Source organism: Methanosarcina sp. WWM596 (genome assembly GCF_000969965.1).
Lineage (GTDB): Archaea > Halobacteriota > Methanosarcinia > Methanosarcinales > Methanosarcinaceae > Methanosarcina.
Genome location: NZ_CP009503.1, coordinates 1,396,450 through 1,414,166, shown reverse-complemented (window position 1 = coordinate 1,414,166; position 17,717 = coordinate 1,396,450). Strand labels below are relative to the sequence as shown.

The window sequence follows — 17,717 nt, the reverse complement described above, 5'->3', positions numbered from 1 at the left end:
TAGCTAATAAAGTGAATAAGGACCGTTGGCGTTAAGATTATTGCTTTGCCTATTGTTGCATTTGTTGTCTTTTGTGAAATTGACACATTTTTGATTAATATTAATTGTTGATTATATATTCTGTATTTTTTTGAACCTTAACTTCACTATTTTGTAGGAAAGCAAGCTGTCCATATTCAGAGCTTAATCCAGGAACATGCCGTTTATCTGCGCTTTTTACTTTCAGTCGGCTCCTCTTCTATGTCTATTTGCTCTATTGTATCTTCTTCCTTTTCTATTGGTTCTAGCTTTCTCATTAATTCTTTTTCTTTATTATCATTCTTTACTTTTCTTGCTGGCATTTGTTCACCTCAATAGTTTGATGTCTGCTGAAGTAGTTAATTCCCCCTACCTAAAATCTTCACCTGACGGTTCAGATTTTTGATATTCATTATTTCAGCAGTTTGATCATTTCCCTTCCAAAAGCAAAAAGGTCTCCGGGGTTCCTTGATGATACCAAATTTCCATCCACTACAACCTCATTGTCTTCGTAAAGCGCGCCTGCAGCTATAATGTCATCCCTTATCCCTAGCCAGCAGGTGGCCTTCCTGCCTTTTATAACGCCTGCCGAAACAAGAACCTGGGGACCGTGGCAGATTGCAGCAACGGGTTTGTTTTCTTTGAAAAAATGTTTTACAATCTCAAGGGCATCTTTGTCAAGCCTCATTTTTTCAGGCCCTTTTCCACCGGATATCACAAGGATGTCATAATCTGCAGGGTTTACATCCTTAAAGGCGATATCGGCATCGATCTCATACCCATGCTTTCCTGTAATCAATCCCTTCTTCATAGAAGCGACATGTGTGGTAATACCTTCTTCTTTTAAACGGTGGTAAGGGTAAAAAAGTTCGAGGTCTTCAAAACCATCGGCTCCGAATACAAGTGCTTTCATATGAAATTCCCTCCGGATTTCAATTTGCGGTTTTAGTCTTGTAGTCCAGTTTTTCGATTTAACTTAATTTTTGTTTTTTATTGTAGTTCTGGTTTTATGCTCTTAATGTTGTAATGAAAGATCATTCCATCGGCAAATATACCTTGTCGGGTTCCAAAAATAAAACAGGTGGAATCCGCTTCCTGCCTGGCATTAAAATTTCGAAAGAGCCTGTTCAAGGTCTGCAATTATATCCTCAGGGTCCTCAATTCCCACAGACAGCCTGACAAGACCGTCTTTAATTCCTACCTTATTTCTTATATGCCCGGGAACACAGGCATGGGTCATGGAAGCAGGGTGCTGGATAAGGGTATCAGTTGCCCCGAGGCTGACTGCAAGGGAACAGAGCCTGACGCTGTCCATAAACCTGCGCCCGGCTTCAATTCCGCCCCGGACCTCAAAAGAGAGCATTCCCCCATACCCGCTCATCTGTTTTTTTGCGACTTCGTGCTGGGGGTGGCTTGAAAGCCCGGGATACCTTACCCATACTACTGCGGGGTGGGACTCAAGGAAGCTCGCAACCTTCAGGGCGTTTTCGGCATGTCTTTCCATCCGGATGTGCAGGGTCTTAAGCCCCCTGATGCAGAGCCAGGCCTCATGCGGGCCCATGATCCCGCCTGTATATCCGACAACCTTTCCCAGGCTTTTCATGAAATCCCTGCTTCCTACAACGACCCCGCCGAGCAGGTCTGCGTGCCCACCTATGTATTTTGTACAGCTACTGAGGGAAACGTCCACCCCGAGCAGAAGAGGTTTCTGGAAATACGGCGTGGCGAAGGTGTTGTCTGCGACGCAGATGGCGCCCTGTGCCCTTGCAAACCCGGCAATCTCCCTGATGTCACAGACAGTTATTGTGGGATTGGCAGGCGATTCCAGAAAGACCATTTTAGTTTCCGGCTTAAAGGCTGCCCTCACATTTGCTATATCGGACGTATCAACAAAACTGACATCTATCCCGAACCTGGGCAGGACTTCTGAAAAGAGGCTGTAGGTGCAACCGTACACTACATCCGTTGAGATCAGGTGGTCTCCCTGTTTAAGGGTAGTGAGCACAACTGCAGTTATTGCAGCCATTCCTGAAGCAAAGGTCTGTCCCGCCTCTCCACCCTCAAGCACAGCAACTTTTTCGGCAAGGACCGCATGTGTAGGTGTGTTCGGAGGGATTCTTGCATATACATACCCGGCTTTCTCTCCTGCAAATCTAGCAGCGCCCTGTTCAACATCCTCAAAAATAAAGGTTGAAGTCTGAAAGATAGGAGTCGTATGCGCCCCGAAGACAGGGTCAGGCTTTTCTCCTGCATGCACGCATTTAGTTGCGAACTTAAGTTTTCTTTCCATTTCCCCAAAAACTCCTGTTAAAATTAATATTCGGAATAGTTATCTGTCTTTCCGATAATTATTTGTTTGGAGGGAAAGAATGGAAAAATGTTTAAGGCTTGACCAGACTTAATAAAGAAAACTTGCTTTTATGCGAGTACATCAGAAATCAGAAATTTTAAAAATACAACCGGCTATATATGTGAAGCAAAAAACTTCAATTTTACTGTAATTCAACTTTACTGTAATTTAATAAAAAGTTACGGATGTTGCGCCAAAAGCAACCTAAAACGTTAAAGGAAGACCTTCCGTGATAAAATCCATACTTGATAATGATCTTTACAAGTTCACCATGCAAATGGCTGTACTGGAATTATTTCCCAAAGCAGAAGCAGAATACCGTTTTACCAATCGGGGATCCCAGCGCTTCTCTGAAGAGTTTGTAGACGAATTGAGAAGGGTCATAGACGAAGAAATAACCGGATTAAGGCTGACAGAAGACGAGTATCACTGGCTTGATGAAAACTGCTCTTTTCTTAAACCCATGTATCTTGAATACCTCAAAAATTTTCGTTTCAGACCCAAGGAAGTAAAAGTCTGCCTCACCGGAGAAAAAGAACTGGATATTCGGATAAAAGGGCCCTGGCACAGCACGATTCTGTGGGAGATTGTCCTTATGGCTGTGGTTTCCGAACTCTACTTCACAACTATGGAAAAAGAGTGGAACGGGAACACAAAAAACCCGGGTACATCCGAATCCGTACTTGCAGCCTATGGGGAAAAAATTCTGGAAATCGGAAAAGCTCTTGAGGAAAACGGCTGCCTTTTTGCTGAATTCGGGACCCGCAGGCGGAGAAGCTTTGAACTTCACGACCAGGTGATGAAAACCCTCCTGCCAATAAAAACCCTCACAGGAACCAGTAATGTCTATTTTGCAAAAAAGTACGGCTTAAAGCCTATAGGTACGGTCGGCCACGAATGGGTCATGGGCACTTCTGCTCTTGTAGGGCTCAGGTACGCTAATCGCTTCGCTTTTGAAAACTGGGTGGAAGTCTACAAAGGAGACCTTGGAATTGCCCTTACTGATACATTCGGCTCCGAGGCTTTTTTTAAGGACATGGACCTGAAGCTGTCAAAAATTTACGATGGCTTCAGGCACGACAGCGGAGACCCTTTCACTTTTGTGGACAGAGTAATAGATCATTACAGGAAAATAGGCATTGACCCAATGAAAAAGGTAATAGTCTTCAGCGATGCCCTCAATGCAGAAGCAGCAATCCGGCTCAAAAAATACTGCCAGGGCAAAATCAACTGCAGTTTCGGGATAGGCACAAGTCTTACCAATAATTCGGATTTCTTCCGGGAAAGCCCTCCCCTGAATATGGTAATCAAACTCCACAGTGTAAACGGTATCCCTGTAGTGAAATTAAGCGACTCTCCCGAAAAAGAAACCGGAGAAAGGGACGCCCTGAGGGTTGCAAACTATATCGTAGGAAGAAAAGGGCTGGATGAATGAATTAAATAAGTAAGTAAGTCAGAAAGAAGAAAAGGAAAAGAATCTCCCTTCCGAGAAAGTCTTTCAGGAGGATAGGCTCTGACACTGTTTATTTTTAGGTCAGGGGATATCAGGTGCAGATACAAGCTTTATAACAGCAATGTCTGAACCACTAACTGTATCTGGCCCAGTGGACTTGTATTCCTGCCACCTTATTCACCAGATCTAAATCCTGTAGAGTTTATATGGAAATCGATAAAGAGAGAAGTATCAGCCAGATTTATTCAATCAAAAGAACATCTAAGGAATATAATTATCGGCCAGATATATTCAATCAAAAGAACATCTAAGGTATATAATCAGAGATGAGTTTACGAGAATAGAGAAGTCATTATCATTTGCAAAGAAATGGATGGAAACATTCCGTCCTCAAATTAAAAGTGTAATTAATTGAGGCAGGAACTATAATTCCGATTCTTCTGTAAAGTTATCGTATTCAGACAGTTCATTGGGCACTGCCTCTACAGGCAGGACAAGAATTACAATGACCACCAACAAAAATAAATCATTGGGTGCTTATCTCATGAATCCTCACTGTTAACTTAAAAAAATCAAAATTATATTTATAAATGATTCGTTATATATTGGGTAGAAACATTTGTCTATATTACGTCATTAACTGAATTCGAGAAACAAAAATTGCAGTCTTATTTCAATTCACATGTTACGTGATTGCTCAACTCGGAGTGAAAAGAGAAATAGAGGGCTTGCCCGAAATCAGGAAAAAGAAGGCAGTTTCGGGCAAAGAAAAAAGATTCTGTACAGGTTTTTTATTTAAAAATTCCTAGCATCTTTTGAAGTTTTATCTCCCGTATATTTTTTGTTCAATATACTCCGTATATTCTCTGTTCCATATACTCTGCAAACTTCCCCTGTATAGTATTATTCTGTGAAATATTCTACTTTAACAGCAGAGTTGTTAAGCGTTGTATCCCTCAGCCAGATTGACATTTACGTATACTACAGCTTCATTAGTGTGCCTGTAGGCATAGTCATCCGTAATTTTGGGAAGCTTATCTGCTTCAGCCTGAGAGGTTACTACGGTACCTGCAGGGATGTATCTGCCGTCAGGAATAGTTACACCAATTGCTGCCGATGTCGGTTCAAGCACACAGTTGTTTCCTATATTAGCCTTGAAAACAAAGACCTGCATGCCAATGAATGTGTCATTTCCAACATAAGCAGGGCCGTGGACCTGAGCCTGGTGAGCAAGAGAAACCCTTTCTCCAACATAAACTGCGTATTTTTTGCCGTCAACCTCAACCTGGTTATTTTCCACAGGTTCGCCTTCCTCATCAATCGTCTCAAGAGCATGGAGCACAACCCCATCTTGGATATTAGTCTCGTTCCCTACAAAAATCGGCATTCCTTCATCGCTCCTGACCGAAGCCATTGGGGAAACCATTACATTTGCGCCTATTGTTACATAACCTATTACTGATGCCTGAGGGTGAATATAGGCAGTTGGATCAATAACCGGTTCGGTTGGTTCGAGATTCCAGGGAGTCACAGGGTTTGCCCGGATGTTCGAAGTCTCGCTCTCAATCACTGCGTCCACACTTTCTCCGTCTTCTGCTCCCTCACCCTGCGAGACACACCCGCTTCCAGCAAGAGTCAGGGATAGGGATAGGAGAAGTACCATAAAGATCCTGTTTAGTTTCATAAAAATCCTCCAATAACAGTGTGAAGATTAGAAATTATTTAGGCATTTCTATTTTTATTTAAAAAATGTTAAAAAAATAAAAGTAAAAATATTTAGATAATAAAAAGGGTGGTGCAAACTTATCCAATATAATTTATCAGTAAACCCGATTTTTCCAGAACTTCATCAAATCCAAAAAGCCTTATATTTAAAAGATATAGAGAATGTCATGGAGGCTGTACTTCAAGTTCCCTGGAAATTCATATTTTCCGACCTGCCTGTATTTTCGGTGCTTGCAGCCTGGAATTTGCTTGTCCTCTTTATTCTCTCAAAAAAGATGTACGAATTTGCTATAAAAAAAGGAAGGTCGATAAATTCTTCAATATACTTCTCCAGAAAAGCCATCCATTTTTTAGCAGGAGGGCTGACGGCAATGCTGCTTCCCTTTGTTGCTCACGAACCTATCCTGCCAGCTGCTATGGCTTTTGGACTTGCTCTTGCGACGTATGTGCCGCATAAACTTAACAGACGGATGTACTGGTTCCAGGACCCGGAAAATATTTATGACGTGGATTTCACGTTGAGCTGGGGATTGATTGTGTTTTTTACCTGGTATATTGACAGGACTTTCTGGCTTGGAGTGATTCCAGTGCTTTTCATGGCATATGGGGATGGAATTACTGGGATAATAAGGAACCTGAAATATAATAAAAGGACAAAAGCCTGGGAAGGAACAGCAGGTATGCTCGTGGTATGCATAATTATCGGCGCAAAAATGGGAATAGCAGGAATCTTTGCAGGAATAGTATGCTCATTCGTGGAAAGAATAGAAAATATAGATGACAATATCACAGTGCCTGCAGTTAGCTTATTTATTCTACTCGGAGCTTACTATTATTTTCCTTCGTTTACAAATTCTCTATATTGATGATTTCAATTCTTTACTTCTTTACTGACAGCCTTTCCCGGAGTTATCTTTCTGTTTTTGAAAACCAGATTTGAAAGCCTGTATAGTATATATAGATTTTAATTAATCAGAATCAACAATCTAAAGGTTCATATATCTTTGAATGTAATATATTAAAAAACAGAGTATGTTAGGGGATAATCTACATAAAAATTAAAAAAGGAATTTTTAGATTTTCATGCTCTAAATTAAATGTTCACATACATAAAACTGCAACTCACTGAAGCATTAACTATATAATAATAACATTGAACAAATAATTATTTTTTTAAAGGCTTACAATATATAAATTTTAAAAATCGACTGACATTTTTTAAGATTTATGCTAAGTCTTTACACTTATTGGGATGGAAAGAAATGGATGAGAATAAAAAGAATTTGATAAAGAAGGTAGAACGCTCTGTTTTCGCGGGGAACAGGGCAGCTGCCGCAAAAGAGCTTGGGGAAACCGGAGATCCTGACATCGTCCCCATTCTGATAAAAGCACTTAAAGACTCCAGTTCGAAGGTAAAAACTGCTGCTGCAGAAGCTCTGGGAACAATTAATGATCCTGCGGCGGTACAGGATCTGGTAAAAATGCTTGATGACCCTGAAAGTCCTGTCAAAAAGACTGCAATAATTGCTCTAGGAAAAATAGGCACATCAGAGGCAGTTTCCGGAATTGTTCAGGGGTTCAGTGATGAGGACAAGTTCGTACAGAAAGAATCTGTAAAAGCGCTGATGACAATTGGATCTCCAGAAGCTGTTTCAGGGCTTACGAAAACTTTTGGTTGTTCAGATATTCCCCTTAAAAAAATCGCAATAATGGCCCTTGGAAAAATAAATACTTATGAAGCAGCCTGCGGGCTTATAAAAGCTCTTGAAGACCCGGATAACATGATAAGGCAGCAAGCTGTAGAAACCCTTGGGAAAAGAGGCAACCCGGATGTCCTTACAAATCTGATGGGAATGCTGACGGATTCAAGGCAGCCAGTACGGGAGGCGGCATCAGAAGCCCTCTGCAAAATAATAGGTGCATCGGGATCAGTACCTGTTCTTGTAAAAGCGCTGGACGCTTCTGACAGAAAAGTAAGGAAGGCTTCAATAGAAGCTCTCTGGAAAGTGGGCACACCTGAAGTTGTTCCCTCCCTTTTGAAGGAGCTTGATGATGCAGATTGGTATTTGAGAAGTAGGGCTGCGGATGCACTTGCTGAGATTGTTTACCCTGAAACCGCCCTGGGTCTTGTTAAAGCCCTTGATATCCATGATAGTCCTGTAAGGAAAATGATAGTAAACTCACTTGGGAAAATCGGAACGATTGAAGCTGTTGAAGGGCTGGTTAAAGCCCTTGATGACCCTGACAGTTCTGTTCGAGAGGCTGCAGCTTTAGGACTTGGTAGGGCAGGCAAAAAAGAAGCTATTCCAGGGCTTTTGAAAGCTCTCCATGATCCAAAAAATACTGTGCAAGAAGCTGCTGCCTCATCACTTGGAGACCTGAAGGCAAAGGAAGCTGTTCATGAACTGCTGAAAGTCCTAGAGGATCCTGAGGCTTTGATACATAAAGCTGTAATCTCTGCACTTGAAAAAATAGGTACTCCCGAGGCAGTTTCAGGCCTTGCAAGAGCACTTGAAAATCCTGACTTTTCCGTAAGAAAAGCTGCATCAAGGGCTCTTGAAAAAGTTGAAAAATCAGGCAGTACCCTGGAAAAGGTAAAAACCCTCGGAACTTCAAGCTTCAAGGTTTCAGAATAAGGCACCTGAACAGTTATTCTGTCCCGGAGTTACGTAGAATTTGTGAAGGGGGTTAGTTTATCCCCAATAGGTCCTTTTTGTTCTATTTTTGCTCTATTTTTTGTAAATATTCAACCTGGGAAAAACAACATCAATAGCCATCTGTATTAAGATTCAATAAGCAAATTTCTGGGAATTGATTTTATTTGATTGTTGACTATTGATTGCGTTTTTTCAATAACCATTGGTTAGTAATCAGACATATCGGTTTCATCAAAATCGATATCATTCAACTGATTTTGGCAGGCTGAATAGTTACTATTTTTTCAATTTTTGCTCCTGAAGCTTTAAAATAATCTAAACTTCAGGCCGCCTTCCGTATTAGCTGAAAAGAATCAGCTGAAAAGAGACTTAAGGCTGTTAATAAGCTTTTCAAAGAAACCGGATTCAGAAGATAGAGCGTTATCGTTGCCTTCTTCCATACCTGCTTTTTCCTGCTCATTAGATGCCCTGTCAGGCATTCTCTGTTTATCCATACTTGCATTTTCACTCATTACATTAGCTCTCTCTGGCATCCCGGAGCGTCCTTCGGACATGTTACCAGCGCCCCGGGGAGGGACATTACTTCCATTCTGAGCCTGTTCAGAGTCTGGACCCATTCCAAATCCGGAAATGTTCTTTAATTCTTCAGGAACCGCTTCAAGCAGAGTATCAAGCTCTTCTCTAACCATCTGGAGGTCAGATGTCGTTTCGGCATTGGAAATTTCTTCCTTGATCGATGTAAGCCCACTTATCAGTTCTTCGACCAATTCAAGGGTATCGGCATCAAGGTCTTCTGTAGAGTTCTCAAGTGCTTCTATCATTCTATCGACTGATTCAATCATTCGGCTCTGCATAACGTCAAAATCTTCTTCCGGGAATGAAGGCTGTGTAATTTCCTCCACAGCAAGTGCACAACTGGGAACTATGCTAAACATTATCAGTAAAACCGAAAAAATGGAAATGTTTTTCGGGTTAAAGATTTTTATCAAATCAAAAAGTTTCATGAATATAACCTCTTATGAATTTTTCATTCGGATAATACCCTGAAAGATAAAATTTTGGAATATTTTGGAATATAAAATTTTAGAATATGTAATTTTGGAATATGTAATCTGAAAAAACAAAGAAAATCAAATTGCGTGCGGCCACCCCAACCTAAAGGATGGGGTATGCTGATGGGCCGCCCGCCCGGTTATTCTGGTACTTAGAAATCGTCAATTTTCCGTTGCCTAGACTTTAATCTATATGATTGAACCTCTGTTTTCGGTTTTCCCTGCGACTCCTTAATGTAGTGCTTGATTGTGTCAGCGGTTACATTTCCAACGGATCGATAGAATTTACCACTTGACCATAGACTTCCACCCCAATATCGTGTTCTCAGTTCAGGATGAAGCTTGAACAATCTGTAAGAACTACCTCCTTTCAAGTATTGAACCACCTCTGATAGAGAGGTGCTTGGGTGGAATTCCAGGAACAGGTGAACATGATTATCTACAACTTCCAGAGCATGGATTTTGTAGCCTTTCTCTGTGCAAATATTGTGGAATATAGACTCGCAATCCTTTTTAACTCGTTTATTGTAGAATATCTTGTATCGATACTTAGGCACCAACACGATGTGGTAGGTAATCTGACCATAGCCATGGCTAAAACTGCGCAATTCCAACGCTTATCACATCCTAGCCATAGGTAGCTGGAACCACCTGTGGCTATGGTGTCAAAAAACCTCATTTTACAAAAAAACGATGATTGATACAGTTTAAGCGAATACAAAACAGCCAGCGAGGGTTCACTTCATCCCCGACCTGAAGGTCAGGGTATTCGTGACCCTCTGCACTCCCATAGTAATAAAATCAATCCGGTTATCCAGAAGGCAATCGATACCAGAAAAAGAATGGGGAGAGGTGTATCATGCTCTATTTATCCATTCCCTTTATATTGGTTTCTGGTATCATATTTGGTGTAGTTTTGAGGGACTTCCTTCAGGAAGTCTTTTCAATTTTTATTCAGGATTGATTGCCCCTGGTATGGATTTTAGTGGATTGATCTTCTAACATAAATTTTCAGTATTGGTTTCTCACCCTAGATCTTTAAAGGGGGTATTTTTTTGATGATCTCAGAGGATCAGGCCTCGGTGCCGTTATCCATGCTGTTATCCTGCATGCTGCCATGGCGTCCTGGCATGTTTCCACGACCGTCTTTCTGCATTGGACCTTTTTTATCTTTCATTTCAGAGGACATAATTTCTTTGAGCTCATCAAGGGATTCAGCACCCTCGACGTCTGCAATCAGGGCAGTGATTTCCGTAATCCTGTCCTCTAACCGTTCATCATTTGTGTTTCCATCCTCTGTAACCCTGGCGTTAAGAGACTCAATTTCCTTTTCAAAGGACTCTATTGCCTGTGTCTGCAGATGAGCAAATACAATTTCTTTCAGTTCTGCAGCCGTAGGAGCCCCGCTTATTTCAGCATATAGGTTTTGAATCTCAGTGATTTTCTCTTCAAGCTCTTCAGCCCTGTCTTCATCCCCTGCTTCTGTGAGCTTGGTCTGTATTTCTTCAAGCTTTTCGGTCATGTTTTGCAGGGAATCAAGCATTTCAGTCTGAACATCAGCAAAGTTTTTATCAGTTAAGTTCTCGATTTCAAAGAAGCGAGGTCCGTACACTTCAAAGGGAGATCCACTCTTTTCTCCAGGACCTGCCCTTTCAGCATTTGCCTGCCTTTCTGCGATCAAAACTGCCTGCAGATCCTCTGCAGTTGCAGCCTCACTTACGTTGCTGTACATGCTTTGAAGTTCAGCAATCCTTTCAGTAATTGAATTAAGCATTTCAGCCTGAACATCGTCGAAATTTTCTTCGGTTATATTTTCAGCAGGACCGAGCCCCATACCACGCGTTTCATCGGGCCCTGCACCCCCATGCCTCATACCCCCTGGCATCATCTTTCCAAATCCATTTTCATTTGTTGCACTTTTTTGATTTGTATTGGCCCCGTTTTCTAAAGCAAAAGCACCATAAGGGATAATGCTTAAGACCATCAGCACCACCGCAAAACTGGCAACTGATTTTACTACTTGTTTCTTCATAGTATACCTCTGTCAATTACTCTTTTAATTTACGTTGTTCTGTTTACTTTGTTCTGTTTACTTTGTTCTGTTTAATTCAAGCCAGTCGGCTTTTCACCGGTTGACATTCTATAAAAGAACTGGCTTAAATATAAGCTTACTTTCAGAAATAGAGATAAATAATGGATTAAATTTTGAAAAAAAGCTTTTATAAATCTTAATTAGTAAAATTAAGCTTAAATAAACAACATGAAGCTTATTAAAACCCTAAAATACCATATATTTAAATTGGGGAAATGTATGTAATAATTAGCTACCTGAACAGTTAGAGATAACATGGCTAACCATAATATAGTTATGACCAATAATAATACAAGTATATACAATTTTGACCAATTATAATACAAGTATATACAATTTTGACCAATTATAATACAAGTATATACGATATTGACCAATCATAATACAATAACGACCAATCATAACACAATAACGACCAATCATAACACAATAACGACCAATCATAACACAATAACGACCAATCATAACACAATTATGACTAACAATAATATAATTACGACTAATTATAACATAATAACGACCAATCATTATATAGTCCTGGCTAATCATGACATAGTGATTTTTGGGTGCAGCGGTACGGGCGATCTGCCCACTAAATCAGGCATGAAATCTGCCCAACGCTACTGAAAAATATAAAACTTTACAAGCTACCCGTTTTTTTCCAGAGATTACGCCTCCTTTCCCAAAGCCTACACCTCTTTTTCCAAAGATTTTCACTTGCCCTGGATTTGTGTAATGAAAAAGAAAATAAAAAAGGCATCATTAAATGATACTTAGTTTCATTTGCCAGATAGAGAAATTAAGAGGTAAGACTGAAAGAGAGAAAGAAAGAAAAACCAGGGGAGAAATCAGAAAAAATAATGAGTTTTTAAGTGGCAAAAAAGAAGAGTTCATCAGATTAGCAGGATCAGGTATAGATTTTTATTCATTACCTGTTTACACGACTGTTTACACGATATCGTTTCTCTGAGGTTATTTTGAGGGATTTGTAATAATATGACCCAGGAATCAGGATGCACCTCTCAAATGTAAGGGCAGCTTATAAATAAAGTATAATATTGTTCAAAAACTTTCAGGAAACCTTACCTCTCAAAATGCTATATTTAAGGATTATAAAGCATTAAATGTAAAAATAAGCCCTCTTAAAGGGTAATTATTAAACCCAATAATTTAATAGAACCGGAAAAGTAAGTATACTTTTATCTTTAAATTCAGATACAGAACATGATCAGGAATATGCCGAATGATACACAATCCAACCAACTACAGAAGAAATATCCTCACAGAATAAATCCTCACATACGCTTTCATACCGTACCATCTCGTACTATGCAATTATGAAAGGTTCGGCTGAAGCAAATAATCGAGACCATATGTGCAAGACCTATATACCTGCTAAATAACGGCTTCGGCTATTCCTGACAGCTCATAAACGTTTTAAAGAAACTATTATAGAAGTCTCATAAACGTTTTAAAGAAACAATTATAGAAGTCTTATAAACGTTTTAAAGAAACTATTATAGAAGTTATAAAAATAATCATGTTATTCAGACCAAATTATTTAGAAACAACCGGAGACAAAAAATGCCTGAAAACCCGGAGGAAAAATTGTTGATCCTGCAGCATTCCGAAGATTCCAGGAAAATTGCCCGGCTTCTCTCTAATGAGACTTCGATCAGGATCCTCAAGCTGCTTGACAGGAGATCTATGTCTGCAGCAGATATCGCAGATGAACTTGAAATGCGCCTGAATACCCTCAAATACAACCTGGATTCTCTTCTTGAAGCCAGGTTGATAAGGGTAAGGCAGGTAAAATGGAGCAGGAAAGGAAGAGAAATAAAGATTTATGAGGCAGTAGAGCAGGTAATTATCCTTCTGCCTGGAAAAAACATTCCGGATATGTCCCTCATTTTAACGATGCTCCGGCAGCTCAGTCTGAAAAGTCCGGAATGATCAGATGTTTCGGCTGTTTCGGAGTTTTTGGGGGTTTGTTGTGAGCCCGGGTTATGAAAATGCCACAGGCATGCTTTCGAGGCAAATTTACGGAGCTAAAGCAAATATTAAAATATAATAACATAAATAAAATATAGAGTCCAGTGATGTTTACCGGAAGGTTTAGACCAGCATGAAAATAAAATTTTTAACCTTGATTCTTATACTTATAGGAGTTATTATAATTTCAGGGTGTGTTGATTCACAGGCACAGCCTTCTACTTATAAGGCTCCTGGAGATATTTACAGTAGCATTTTTGATCCCCATGGATTGCCGGGTCATGAAATCCCCGATATGCATATATATCCTCGTGATCCACCTTCGGATATGCCTCCTGAGGGTCGGAGATCAGCTCATTCCCTACAAAACGCAAAATTCCTGCTAGATGAGAACCTAGAAAAGGCAGAGTTTATATCTTCTAGGCTTGATCCCGGGGTTCAGTACCTCAAAGAGCAGGGAAAGGACGTGAGCAGGCTTGAATCCCTGCTTGAAGAATACCGCTGCCTTGTAGAAGAGGCAAAGAATTACCGAGCCCTTGCAGCATCTTCATCAGGAGAAGAAGACAGCAGCTCTGGAGTGAATAAAGATTCAGAAGACGGCATACCAGTGGGAAGCTCAGAAAAGGAGTATCTAATCCAGTCACAGAAAAGCATGATTAGAGCCAACCTAGTCCTTAAAGACATATTTGACGAATTCAAGCGCCTGATGCCCGGAAGTGGAGAATTAAAGGAATTGGACCGGCTCAGTGCAGAAGGAGATGGGAGGGTTACCCTGATAGGCCGTTTTGACCTCAATCTGCACCTGCAGGAAGGTGAAATGGCAATAATGGAGCTTTCCCCTGATTCTACAATCCAAATCGAAGGAGATTACACACTTGAAATTAGAGATGAGCGACAGGAAAATGTGCTCATCTACCATATACAGTCTGCGGATGTGGAAATTTCCGGTTCCCGCAAAATGCTATTGCTCAGTGGCGAAAATATCACTGTTGAGGCAGATGGAGAAGGATACGCAGCATTCTTTGGAAACGGGACATACAGCATAGAAGACGCCGATGGAATAACAAAAGAAGAACAATGGGCTGTGAACTCATTTTTTGAAGAAAAAATGAGCCCAGAAAGACCAGGACGTATGGAGAATCGGACTGCTGCGGTGGGTACACATGGTCCGGAAGCCGGGATGGATAGGAAAAACTTTATTGAAAAAAATCCACTTTATTAAAGAGAATCTATAAAGTTATGAAAAAGATATAAGTATAAAGTCCGAAAAGATAAGAGAATCCAAACCGTAATCCGGGTTTCCTGATCAAAATGAATCTGAACGTTATCACTATCTGCGTTGCTGCCGCAGTGCTTTTTGCAGGACCTGCCTCGGCAGACAGCACAGCTACAATCCACGGAGAGGTGTACGGCTGGGACACTTTCGAACCCCTGGAAAATTCTGTTGTTGAAGTAAATTCCACTCCCGTTCAGTCCATGGTGGCTAAATACGGCCTGTACTCTTTTGAACTGGAGCCTGGAAACTACCTTATTAAAGCCAGTTATTATCAAAATAGTACTCTGATCTATTCAGCCGAAAAGACAGTTAAAATTATAGGAGAAGGAAGCTATGTGTTTGATCTCCTGCTCCTCCCTGTTTATTCCGAAGAACTGATGGACAGTTCTGAAGAAATGGTGATTTCCGAAAACCCGGTAGATAAGGAAATTAACAACCCGGATGCCGATAACGCTAGAGTTGGTAATGTAAGTATCACTGAACCCGGTGAAATAAACGGGTCTACCTCTTCAACCGGATATTATCTGTTTGCAGCCCTTTTAATTTCTCTTCTTTTAGCTGGCGGTTACACGTTCCAGAAACATAGAAGCATAGAGAATAATAAAACAGAAAACTATAAACTGGAAAAAAGTAAACTGGAAAAAAGTAAACTGGAAAAAAGTAAACTGGAAAAAAACAGGTTTTCGGAAGAAAAAGCAGAACATAAAACAGAAAAACTCTCTGTGCCTGTAAGCACACCCGGCTTTTCAGCAAAAGTGCCTGATGAAAGAATTGAGCCGAAAACTGAACAGGAACTCCCTGGAGAACCCATAGAAAACCAACTCTCAAGGGAGTCAGATTTTGAAGTATGGGAAAAGGAAGAAAAGGCCGAAATCAAAGAAAGGCATCTCATACCTGAAATAGAATCTGCAACCCTTAAACAGGAAACCGAAGAAGACAAAGAAACGTCTCCTGAAGAACCAGCACGGGCGCCTGAACCCAAACCAGAACCCCCTGTTCTCAAAAAGAACTACCCTCTTCCGGCAGATCTCCAAGAAATCATGGATATAATCCGGGGCCAGGGAGGTCGGATTACCCAGAAAGACCTCCGCAGCAAACTGAAATATTCCGAAGGAAAAGTCAGCCTTATGCTTGCAGACCTGGAAAGAAGAGAGCTGATAGAAAAGTTCAAGCGGGGACGTGGGAATGTTGTGATCCTTCGGGATGAGAGAAGGTAAAGTTCCCTGGGTCTCACATTCCTTACTGTTTTTATCATATCTATATAAACCCACCTTCTTTGCAAACGTTTTTCAATTAATGGAACATACAAAAGGAGTGAGCTACTTCAAGGAACACCCTCTTTACAGTTCCAATGATAGCTTTCTCTTCATCAGAAACAATCTATAATATTTTACCTTCAGGAAATCGGTTTTTTATTCGTATGAAAAGAGGAATAAGAGCTTCAACTGATGGTAATCGGTCAGTTACCTCAAAATCCAAAATGGCTTTTTCTTTCATGGCGATAACTTGCAGAACCAAAAACGCCAATAATCTGATCATGAAAAGGTTTCTTACAAACAGGACAAAACCAGTATGTAACATTGCGAGCTATAGTACCGTGACTTGATAAAATAAAACGAATGTAGTGAGAGTACACATATAACTTATTGCCACAATCACCAAAATGAATAGGAGATAATGCGGAGAACATAGTATAGTATCGATTTCCAACCAAAACTTTTGGCAAAGGAATCATTATTTTACCGTCAAATACCGTTTTATCATTGACTTATCTATTGCGACGTTTCCTTTTCCCATAAATCGAGATTTATTTCGATATAATTAAAATTTTATTGTTTTGCATAAAAAAGGGCGAAAATATGAAGACCAGAAAATAATAAAAAGTCTCAAGATAAAATAATAAAAAGTCTCAGGATGTGTTGGAGATTAGATCAAAGTGGTGTGAACTCGATGAGCTATAAGATCTAATCTCCAGCAGAGTTAAAAAAGTCATACCTTATCCTGTTTTAATTTAGACCGGAATTTCTTTTGTCATGATGTAAGCAATCATTTCAGGGTTCAGCTTGCTCTCCTTTGCAACCTTTTCTTCGATTCTCTCAGCAGGTGTACCTTCTATCTTCAGTTCTTTGATCTTCTCAATCACTGAGGATGGAATACCATAATATTCGTTTATATCCTTCCTGTGGCCCCAGACATCTCCTTCGATAAGCTGGATTCTCTGCATCTCAAGGAACATTTCTATGGACTTTGAGACCGTGCGCCTGTAAGATTTAGGCAGTTGAATAACTTCAATTTTCGGGCAGGTTTCAACCAATCCAAAAATGTCCTTGTTAGAAGGTCTGAAGGCCAGGTGAACAACACGCTCATTCGGATAAAGTGTAAAGATTTCTTCTCTGGAACTGACTACTCTGATTCTCATGTGTTTCTCCTCACTGTTAAGTTATTTCTTAATTTAAACCGGTTTTAGTCTTTACTGCTTTAGATTAATAATTGCTTTAGTTTTTACTGCTTTAGATTAATAATTGCTTTAGTTTTTAACTGCTTTAGATTAATAATTGCTTTAAGTTAAAGGAAAATGTAAAAAATTATACTGTTTACGATGAATCAGAATAGCTTATGCAAACATGAACGAGGAAATTTTTTCTCTCTCTTAATCTTCTCCTGAGATGCTAAAAGGCATTTAAGTGTGCAGTAGATTGCCTTTTCCTCAACCGTTTTCAGAACTACAAATTCACTCCCACAAATTGGGCATGTTTTACTTACGTACTCCATAGATATCACTCACTTGTTTTTCAATTAATTTTGGCTATATTCACATAAGATTCAGGTAACTGGATCGCCTCAGTTTTCGGACATGTTTCAATCAATCCAAAGATGTCCTTGTTTGAAGGTCTGAATGCCAGGTGAACAATACACTCATTAGGATTTTATGTAAAGATTTCTTCTCTTGAACTAACTATTCTAATTTTCAGATTCCCCTCTCCAGATATTTTTTGAATTATATGTTGATATAAATCACACATACAGGTTCTAAATAATTAGCTTATTGACTAAAATTAATTTGATTGCATTTTGGAGACATTTTTTAGATCAGGTTTTATC

At 40.0% G+C, this 17,717-nt stretch carries 15 protein-coding genes and 2 pseudogenes; 8 read left to right on the top strand and 9 right to left on the bottom strand.

The annotated features are described in order from the left end of the window. Window positions 1–203: 203 nt before the first annotated feature. The 3 genes from MSWHS_RS20065 to MSWHS_RS06285 all read right to left on the bottom strand — a co-directional run bounded on the left by MSWHS_RS20065 (window position 204) and on the right by MSWHS_RS06285 (window position 2,308). Complete coding sequence (locus MSWHS_RS20065; protein WP_156148083.1) at window positions 204–341, bottom strand: hypothetical protein; 138 nt, start codon at window positions 339–341, stop codon at window positions 204–206. A gap of 89 nt (window positions 342–430) precedes the next feature. Beyond that, window positions 431–931, bottom strand: coding sequence for a type 1 glutamine amidotransferase domain-containing protein (locus MSWHS_RS06290; RefSeq protein ID WP_048126912.1), 501 nt, complete (start codon window positions 929–931; stop codon window positions 431–433). Window positions 932–1,123: 192 nt separating this feature from the next. Next, window positions 1,124–2,308 (bottom strand): PLP-dependent aspartate aminotransferase family protein, encoded by a 1,185-nt coding sequence (locus MSWHS_RS06285; RefSeq protein ID WP_048126910.1) that lies wholly within the window; start codon window positions 2,306–2,308, stop codon window positions 1,124–1,126. Between the two features lie 289 nt (window positions 2,309–2,597). Here MSWHS_RS06285 and pncB point away from each other — a divergent pair, with 289 nt between their 5' ends. Both pncB and MSWHS_RS19055 read left to right on the top strand, forming a co-directional pair. Next, on the top strand, window positions 2,598–3,803 hold the full coding sequence (gene pncB, locus MSWHS_RS06280) for a nicotinate phosphoribosyltransferase (RefSeq protein ID WP_052722611.1): 1,206 nt from the start codon (window positions 2,598–2,600) through the stop codon (window positions 3,801–3,803). Between the two features lie 174 nt (window positions 3,804–3,977). Further along, window positions 3,978–4,236: pseudogene (locus tag MSWHS_RS19055) on the top strand (transposase); the annotation flags it as partial. A 525-nt stretch (window positions 4,237–4,761) separates the two neighbouring features. Here MSWHS_RS19055 and MSWHS_RS06275 read toward each other — a convergent pair. After that, window positions 4,762–5,505, bottom strand: a complete 744-nt coding sequence (locus MSWHS_RS06275; RefSeq protein WP_048126908.1) for a carbonic anhydrase — start codon at window positions 5,503–5,505, stop codon at window positions 4,762–4,764. A 208-nt stretch (window positions 5,506–5,713) separates the two neighbouring features. Here MSWHS_RS06275 and MSWHS_RS06270 point away from each other — a divergent pair, with 208 nt between their 5' ends. Continuing rightward, the gene (locus tag MSWHS_RS06270; RefSeq protein ID WP_048126906.1) at window positions 5,714–6,412 is read left to right on the top strand and encodes a hypothetical protein; all 699 of its coding nucleotides are present in this window, start codon (window positions 5,714–5,716) and stop codon (window positions 6,410–6,412) included. Between the two features lie 396 nt (window positions 6,413–6,808). Then, window positions 6,809–8,182, top strand: coding sequence for a HEAT repeat domain-containing protein (locus tag MSWHS_RS06265; RefSeq protein ID WP_048126904.1), 1,374 nt, complete (start codon window positions 6,809–6,811; stop codon window positions 8,180–8,182). Between the two features lie 374 nt (window positions 8,183–8,556). Here the strand turns inward: MSWHS_RS06265 and MSWHS_RS06260 are convergent, their stop codons facing one another. The 3 genes from MSWHS_RS06260 to MSWHS_RS06250 all read right to left on the bottom strand — a co-directional run bounded on the left by MSWHS_RS06260 (window position 8,557) and on the right by MSWHS_RS06250 (window position 11,287). Continuing rightward, window positions 8,557–9,207 (bottom strand): hypothetical protein, encoded by a 651-nt coding sequence (locus MSWHS_RS06260; RefSeq protein ID WP_048126902.1) that lies wholly within the window; start codon window positions 9,205–9,207, stop codon window positions 8,557–8,559. Between the two features lie 200 nt (window positions 9,208–9,407). Beyond that, a complete protein-coding gene (gene tnpA / locus MSWHS_RS19050; RefSeq protein WP_082088120.1) occupies window positions 9,408–9,869 on the bottom strand; it encodes an IS200/IS605 family transposase in 462 nt (153 codons plus the stop codon). 458 nt (window positions 9,870–10,327) lie between these two features. Then, window positions 10,328–11,287 (bottom strand): hypothetical protein, encoded by a 960-nt coding sequence (locus MSWHS_RS06250; RefSeq protein ID WP_048126901.1) that lies wholly within the window; start codon window positions 11,285–11,287, stop codon window positions 10,328–10,330. 826 nt (window positions 11,288–12,113) lie between these two features. On the opposite strand from MSWHS_RS06250, the gene MSWHS_RS06245 reads away from it, so the two are divergent. From MSWHS_RS06245 to MSWHS_RS06230, 4 genes are all read left to right on the top strand, one after another. After that, window positions 12,114–12,317 (top strand): hypothetical protein, encoded by a 204-nt coding sequence (locus tag MSWHS_RS06245; RefSeq protein WP_048126899.1) that lies wholly within the window; start codon window positions 12,114–12,116, stop codon window positions 12,315–12,317. Between the two features lie 614 nt (window positions 12,318–12,931). Then, window positions 12,932–13,300, top strand: a complete 369-nt coding sequence (locus MSWHS_RS06240; protein ID WP_048126897.1) for a transcriptional regulator — start codon at window positions 12,932–12,934, stop codon at window positions 13,298–13,300. Between the two features lie 193 nt (window positions 13,301–13,493). Next, window positions 13,494–14,561 carry a hypothetical protein gene (locus MSWHS_RS06235; protein ID WP_231585613.1) on the top strand — a complete coding sequence of 356 codons (1,068 nt, stop codon included), beginning with the start codon at window positions 13,494–13,496 and terminating at the stop codon, window positions 14,559–14,561. A gap of 89 nt (window positions 14,562–14,650) precedes the next feature. Next, window positions 14,651–15,832 (top strand): MarR family transcriptional regulator, encoded by a 1,182-nt coding sequence (locus MSWHS_RS06230; RefSeq protein WP_048126894.1) that lies wholly within the window; start codon window positions 14,651–14,653, stop codon window positions 15,830–15,832. 794 nt (window positions 15,833–16,626) lie between these two features. Here MSWHS_RS06230 and MSWHS_RS06225 read toward each other — a convergent pair. Next, window positions 16,627–17,034, bottom strand: a complete 408-nt coding sequence (locus MSWHS_RS06225; RefSeq protein ID WP_048126891.1) for a DUF1699 family protein — start codon at window positions 17,032–17,034, stop codon at window positions 16,627–16,629. 397 nt (window positions 17,035–17,431) lie between these two features. Next, a pseudogene (locus MSWHS_RS19040) lies at window positions 17,432–17,587 on the bottom strand (DUF1699 family protein); the annotation flags it as partial. Between the last annotated feature and the right edge of the window lie 130 nt (window positions 17,588–17,717).